Source organism: Kitasatospora sp. NPDC038210, assembly GCF_055600605.1.
Window position 1 is genome coordinate 415,775 of the sequence record NZ_JBVJYK010000007.1, and the last position, 6,725, is coordinate 422,499.

Sequence of the window (6,725 nt, forward strand, 5' to 3'; positions counted from 1 at the left end):
ACCGGAAATGGAGACCGTACATGCCCCCCGCAGCCCGGACCGGCGACCTCACCGATCACGGCGGCGCCCTCACCACCCCGCCGCCGGGCGCCCTCAGGGTGGCGACCGTGCTGATCGGCGGCCGCCCCGCCGCGGTGGTCGGCAGCATCCACGCCTGCGTCCCGCACGTGGAGATGGGCCCCGCCAACCTCGTCGAGCCCGGCCTGGGCACGGCGACCAGGGGAGTGGTCCTGATCGGCGGCCTCCCCGCGGCCCGCATGGGCGACAAGACGACCTGCGGCGCCACCATCACGAGCGGCGCGTTCAACGTGCTGATCGGAGGCGTCGCATGACCAGCAGCTTCATCGGCCGGGGCTGGGCCTTCCCGCTGCGGGTCAACGCCACCGGCGGCATCGGCATGGTGGACCGGGACCGGGAGATCGCGGAGGCCGTCCGGCTGATCCTCGGCACCGCCCCCGGCGAGCGGCCGATGCGCCCGGAGTTCGGCTGCGGCATCCACGAGTACGTCTTCGCCCCGGGCGACTTCACCACCGCCGGACGGATCGCGCGCGAGGTGCGCATCGCACTGGAACGCTGGGAGCCGAGGATCGAGGTCGACGACGTGGTGATCGCCTTCGACAGCGTCGACGAGGGCACGCTCTACATCGACGTCCACTACACCGTGCGCGCCACCAACGACCGCCGCAACCTGGTCTTCCCCTTCTACACCATCCCGGAGTCCCCGGCCGCGGTGAACGGGGGCGAGAACTGATGGCCCTGCCCTCCCCGAACCTGGACGACCGCCGATTCCAGCAACTCGTCGACGAGGCCAAGCGGTACGTCCAGCAACGCGCGCCGGAATGGACCGACCACAACGTCTCCGACCCCGGCGTCACCCTCATCGAAACCTTCGCCTACCTGGTCGACCAGCTGCTCTACCGGCTGAACCGGGTACCGGAGAAGAACTACTCCGCCTTCCTCGACCTGCTGGGCATCCGGCTCTTCCCGCCCGCCGCGGCCCGGGCCGACATCGACTTCTGGCTCTCCGCCCCGCAACCCGAGACGGTCCTGCTACGGGCCGGCACCGAGGTCTCCACGCTGCGCACCGAGACCGATGACGCGGTGGTCTTCTCCACCGCCGACGACCTCCCGATCGTCCCCAGCTCCCTGGACCGGCTGCTCACCGTCAGCGCCTCAGGGGAGCAGACCGACTGCACGGGCCGACTGACCGACGGCGCGGACGTCCGGTGCTTCCAACCGCACCCGGTGGTCGGGGACGCCATGCTCTTCGCACTGCCGGCCGTGGTGCCGCGCTGCATCCTGGTAGTCCGGCTGGACAGCCGGGTGGAGGGCGTCGGCGTCGACCCGCGCCAGCCGCCGCTGGCCTGGGAGGTGTGGGACGGCGCGCGCTGGACCGCCTGCGAGACCGGCAGCGACACCACGGGCGGCCTCAACCGTCCCGGCGAGGTCGTGGTGTTCGTGCCCGCCGGGCACACCGCCTCGGTGGTCGCCGGCCGCCGCGCCGGCTGGCTGCGCTGCCGGGTCACCGAACCGCAGCCGGGCCAGCCGTTCTACTCGGAGTCCCCGACCATCCGCCGGGCCGAGGTCTTCACGGTCGGCGGCACCGCCACCGTCGTCCACGCGCAGACCGTCACCGACGCTCCGCTCGGCACCTCGGAGGGCGTCGCGGGCCAACGGTTCGGACTCTCCCGGCCGCCGGTGCTGCTCGACGGCGAACCCCCGGTGGTCGAGGTCGCGGCCGGCGAGGGCTGGGAGCCCTGGACGGTCGTCGAGCACTTCGGTGAGTCCTCGCCCGTCGACCGGCACGTCGTGCTCGACGCGACCACCGGCGAGTTCCTCTTCCCGCCCGCGGTGCGGGAGCCCGACGGCAGCCTGCGCGCCTTCGGTGCGGTGCCGCCCAAGGGCGCCCGGCTGCGCGTCCCGCACTACCGCACCGGCGGCGGCACCGCGGGCAACGTCGCCCGCAGCACCATCACGGTGCTGCGCAGCTCCGTCCCGTACATCGCCCGGGTCGACAACCGCGAGGCGGCCAGGGGCGGGGTCGACGGCGAGACCGTGGAGAACGCCAAGCAGCGCGCCCCGCACCAGCTGAGGCTGCAGGAACGCGCCGTCACCGCCGGTGACTTCGAACTGATCGCCCGGCAGGCCGCGCCGTCCGCCGCCCGGATCAGCTGCGTGCCCGCGACCGGCGGAGAGGCCGGCGCGGTACGGGTGCTGGTCGTCCCCGACGCCGTCCCGGACGACGGCGAGCGGCTGCGGTTCGAGCAACTCATCCCCGACGAGCAGGTGTTGGCGGCCGTCGCCACGGCCCTCGACGAGCGACGGCTGATCGGCACCCGGATCGTCGTACAACCGCCTGCCTACCAGGGCGTGACGGTGGTCGCCCGGCTCACCACCCGCGCCGCCGACCCCGACCGCGTCCGCGAGGAGGTGCTCGCCGCCCTGTACGGGTACCTCAACCCGCTGCGCGGCGGCGCCGACGGCGCGGGCTGGCCGTTCGGCCGGGCCGTCCAGTACGGCGAGGTGTTCGCCGTCCTCCAGCGGGTCGCCGCCGTCGCCGGCGTCGAGGAACTGCGGCTGTTCCCGGCCGACCCGATCACCGGCCGCCGGGGCGCGCCCGCCGAGCGCGTCGAGGTCCTGCCGGACGCCCTGGTCTTCTCGCACCAGCACCAGGTCGTGGTCACCGCGGCCGCCGAGGACGGCAGGTCATGAGGGCCGCCGTCCCGGGCCTGCCCAGCCCGCACCCGATCGGCGAGCTGCTTCCGGCGCTCTTCGCCGACGACGACTTCGCCCAGCGGTTCACGGCCGGCCTGGACACCGTCCTCGCCCCGGTCTTCGCCACCCTGGACAGCCTGCCCGCCTACTTCGATCCCCGGCTCGCGCCGGCCGACTTCGTCGACTGGCTGGCGTCCTGGGTCGCGGTGGACGTCGACCCGGCCTGGCCGGTGGAGGTGCGCCGGGCGGTGGTCGAGCGCGCCGTGGAACTGCACCGCTGGCGCGGCACCCGACGCGGACTCACCGAGCGGCTGCGGCTGGTACTGGGCGCCGGCGCCGAGATCGTGGACGGCGGCGGCACCACCTGGTCCACCGCCCCCGACGCCGCCCCGCCGCCCGCCACGAGCGGTGACGTACTGGTCCGGGTCTGGCCCTTGCGCGGCCCGGCACCGGACGAGGACCAGGTGCTGTCCGTCGTCAGGGCGGGCTGCCCGGTCCACCTGACCTGCCGGGTGGAGATCCTGCCCGGCCCACCCGGGCGAGCGGAGGGCTGACGGATGCCGGTGTGCCCCGAATGCGGGACGGCCAATGCGGAGGGGGACGACTTCTGCGGCAACTGCGGTGCCTACCTGGGGTGGTCGCACGGTGCCGCCGCTCCGGCGGCTGCGGCTACGGCCTCGGCCCCGGCCCCGGCCCCGGCTGCGGCCCCGGCTGCGGTGCCGGCAGCGGCGTCCGCTGCGCCCGCCGACCCGGCCGCGTCCGCTGAGCCTTCTGCGCCACCCGGGCCCGAGACCGCGCGCACCGGGTCCACGTGGCGGAACGTGTCACGACGGATGACACGCGGCAGGAGGGAGCAGCCGCCCGCCGCGGACACCGGGACGCCGACCCCGCCCGCGGTCGAGACGCCGACCTCGCCGGCCACCGAGCCCCCGCACGAGTCCGCCACCCGGGTACGGCCGGCTTCGGTTCTGTACCCGGATCCAGACCCGGACCCGGACCCGGACCCGGACCCCGACGTGGCCCCTGCCCCTTCCTCCGCCCCTGCTTCGGACCCCGCCCCGGCCGCTGCCCCTACGCGGACGCCTGACCCGGCGCCGGCGCGGACGCCCGAACCGCCCCCGGCACCGACACCCGACCCGGTTCCGGCGCGGACGCCCGAAGCGCCCGCGGCTCCGACCCGGGCCGTGCAGGCCGACCCGGTGGCCGTGCAACCTGCCAAGCCCGTCGCGCCCCGCCCCGTCGTCAGAACGGCGGCGGCCGACGCCGCCCAGGACGGCCCGCCCTGTCCCCGCTGCGGCACGCCCAACCTGCCCGAGCGGAAGTTCTGCCGCCGTTGCGCGGCCCCGCTGACCGTCACTGCGGCCGCGCCCAGGCTGCCGTGGTGGCGCACCCGTTGGCCGTTCCGGCGCCGGGTGCGCATGGGCGGTTCGGGCAACGCGCTGCGCCGCACCATCGCCCTGCTCGTGCTGGTCGCGGTGGTGGTGGCGGGCATCCTGCTGTACCCGGCCGGGAAGAAGGCCTTCCAGGACGTGCTGGACAAGCTCGGCAGCACCGCGCCGATCACGCCCTCCCAGACCTCGGCGAGCGCCGCCGTGGAGGGACGTCCCGCGAGCGCCGCCGACGACGGCCTGACCAACACCTACTGGGGAGCGCCCGCGGTCGGGGACTCGATCAGCTTCGACTTCCGCACGCCGTTCCGGCTCGTGGACCTGATCGTCCACACGGGCGACTCCACCGACCCGGAGCGCTTCCGGCAGCAGGCCCGTCCCATCGTCCTGTCCCTGGAGGTCACGTCCAAGGACGGGGAGCTGCACCGGAAGCAGATCTCGCTCAACGACCAGCCGGGCCCGCAGACCGTGGTGACCGGGATCAGCGACGTCGTCCAGGTGAAGCTCACCGTCCGCGAGGCCGCCGGAACCGGCCCCGGCCGGGCGATCGCCCTGGCGGAGGTGGAGTTCTTCAAGCGCACCTGAGCCCGCCCACCTGCCCACCCGCCCACCCGCCTGTTCGGCGACCGGCGTGTCCGCTCTTCCGCTTCTCGACGCACCGGAAGTCGGCCGTCGGGATGCTCAGCTCCATGCGACCTGGTCACCGAGGCGTTCGCCGTAAGTCCTTGAAGGGTCCGGGTCCGGCCGGCGGTCGCCGGGCGTCGTCCGTCGCACCTCGGTGATCAGCGCACGGAGTGCGGCGGCCACGGGCGCCGGGCGCTCGTGCATGGCGACGTGGCCGGTGTCCGGAAGGGTGAGCAGACGGGCGTCGCGGACCTGCCGCCGCACGTAGTCGCCGTGCGCCTCGTCCGCGCCGGTCATCGGCATGCCCTTGTGGTTGGGCGCGAAGATGCACCCCAGGCACACGCCGAGCGCTGCCCCTCCCGCGAACGGCCCCCGGGGTGCGGAGTGGGGTGCCGGGTGCCGAGTGGGGCGGGGAGGGACGATCGACCACCAGTTGTGCTGTATAGCCGTCATTTACCGTACGTCGACGTACAGTTGGTGTGCTTGGCATGCACACTTCAGGAAGTCCGGACGTGAAGGAGCATCTCTCGTGACCACTCACCTCAGGCGTCCCGCCCTCCGGCGCACGGTACCGGCGCTGATGGCGACACTGTGCGGGATCGCCGGCGTCGCCACCGTCGGCGCGACCCCGGCAGCGGCAGCCGACCAGCGGCACGCGATCTACGCGATCGCGCACCGGGTCGACACCGTGGAGGGCGTGGACGCCGCCCTCAAGCACGGCGCCAACGGCATCGAGATCGACGTCTGCGCCTGGTGGAACCCGAACGAATGGCGGGCCTACCACGACTGCTCCTCGGCCGGGGAGAACCGTCTGGGCCCCAGCTTCGACAGCATGATCGACCGTATCCTCTCCAACGCCAACGCGGGGCGCCGGCTCTCCCTGGTCTGGCTGGACATCAAGGACCCGAACTACTGCGGGGAGCAGCCGAACCGCACCTGCAGCGTCGCCGGGCTGCGGGACAAGGCCCAGCGGCTGACGGCCGCCGGGATCCAGGTGCTCTACGGCTTCTACGAGTACCACGGCGGCAACACCCCGGACGTCGGCGGCCGGGGCTGGAAGAGCCTGGAGGGCAAGCTCGGCCCCCTGGAGGGCATCACGACGACGGGGAGCCGCGACACGGTCCGCAGCGCGTTCGAGCGTTCCGGCTCCGGCTTCCCGACCGGCCACCGGGCGATGGACTACGGCGACAGCGACATCACCAAGGGGTTCGGCAACTGCACGGAGCCCACCTACAACACCTGCACGGAACTGAAGAAGGGAGCGGCGGACCGCGCCTCCGGGCAACTCGCGGCCACGCTGTCCTGGACGACCACCTACAACGACCCCTGGTACGTCGACAAGCTGCTGGGTGACGCCCGGGTGGACGGCATCATCGCCGGCTACGGCGCCTTCACCGGAGTGCGCGAGTACGACGACAGCTGGCAGTGCGCCAACGCCGTCAACCTCGTCCGAGACTGGGTGAACCGCCACGGCTCCACCCACCGCATGGCCACCAGCGGCGACCGCCTCTTCAAGTAGGGGACGACCTCCGGCCGCGCCCGGCCCGTACTGGGTGCGGCCGGGTGTGGCCGGGTGCGGCGCGGGCCGGGGCATTTGTTCTCGGGCACGGGGTAGGAGTAGTGTTCCCTAGTCGCTCGGCAGGGAGCACCGGACACGCATCGGCGCGGACGGTCCCGGGGCGGCCAATCCTCTGAAACACCACTTCCCAGGTTCGGGCTGGGTTGCGTTCGCATTCCTGCGTCGCGGCTCGGCATGTATTTGGCGTGTCGTTTTATCGGATTGCGGTCGATTCGCCTTTAGGGGCAGGGATCGGCTAGAGTTTGAAACGTCGGACGGGGCGTCAAACCCCGGAAGACACCGGCGAGTCGGATGAACGAAGCCCCGGAAACGGAGCGGAAAACATCTGATAAGCTGGAAACACGAAAGAACGAAGCCCGGAGGGTCCGCTGGAAGGCGGTCCGAAGGAAGCGTCCGTTCCTTGAGAACTCAACAGCGTG

Annotated in this window: 6 protein-coding genes and 2 pseudogenes; 7 read left to right on the forward strand and 1 reads right to left on the reverse strand. The window is 73.0% G+C overall.

Annotated features, from left to right (window positions below; translation table 11 throughout):
* Nucleotides 1-20 precede the first annotated feature (20 nt).
* From ACZ7KX_RS17980 to ACZ7KX_RS18005, 6 genes and pseudogenes are all read left to right on the forward strand, one after another.
* Entirely contained in the window at nucleotides 21-332 is a 312-nt protein-coding gene (locus ACZ7KX_RS17980; protein WP_350524449.1) for a PAAR domain-containing protein, read from the forward strand.
* Complete coding sequence (locus ACZ7KX_RS17985; RefSeq protein WP_350524450.1) at nucleotides 329-751, forward strand: GPW/gp25 family protein; 423 nt, start codon at nucleotides 329-331, stop codon at nucleotides 749-751. The genes ACZ7KX_RS17980 and ACZ7KX_RS17985 overlap by 4 nt, the downstream gene beginning before the upstream one ends.
* The gene (locus ACZ7KX_RS17990; protein ID WP_470327254.1) at nucleotides 751-2,712 is read left to right on the forward strand and encodes a putative baseplate assembly protein; all 1,962 of its coding nucleotides are present in this window, start codon (nucleotides 751-753) and stop codon (nucleotides 2,710-2,712) included. Before ACZ7KX_RS17985 ends, ACZ7KX_RS17990 begins: the two co-directional genes overlap by 1 nt.
* Entirely contained in the window at nucleotides 2,709-3,269 is a 561-nt protein-coding gene (locus ACZ7KX_RS17995; RefSeq protein ID WP_470327255.1) for a phage tail protein I, read from the forward strand. Before ACZ7KX_RS17990 ends, ACZ7KX_RS17995 begins: the two co-directional genes overlap by 4 nt.
* Before the next feature lie 3 nt (nucleotides 3,270-3,272).
* Nucleotides 3,273-3,341, forward strand: a pseudogene (locus ACZ7KX_RS18000) (zinc-ribbon domain-containing protein); the annotation flags it as partial.
* A 573-nt stretch (nucleotides 3,342-3,914) separates the two neighbouring features.
* Nucleotides 3,915-4,688 carry an NADase-type glycan-binding domain-containing protein gene (locus tag ACZ7KX_RS18005; protein ID WP_396552389.1) on the forward strand — a complete coding sequence of 258 codons (774 nt, stop codon included), beginning with the start codon at nucleotides 3,915-3,917 and terminating at the stop codon, nucleotides 4,686-4,688.
* A 96-nt stretch (nucleotides 4,689-4,784) separates the two neighbouring features.
* Here ACZ7KX_RS18005 and ACZ7KX_RS18010 read toward each other — a convergent pair.
* Nucleotides 4,785-5,084: pseudogene (locus tag ACZ7KX_RS18010) on the reverse strand (alpha/beta fold hydrolase); the annotation flags it as partial.
* A gap of 172 nt (nucleotides 5,085-5,256) precedes the next feature.
* Between ACZ7KX_RS18010 and ACZ7KX_RS18015 the strand changes: the two are divergent.
* Nucleotides 5,257-6,246, forward strand: a complete 990-nt coding sequence (locus ACZ7KX_RS18015) for a PI-PLC domain-containing protein (RefSeq protein WP_470327256.1) — start codon at nucleotides 5,257-5,259, stop codon at nucleotides 6,244-6,246.
* Nucleotides 6,247-6,725: the final 479 nt, after the last annotated feature.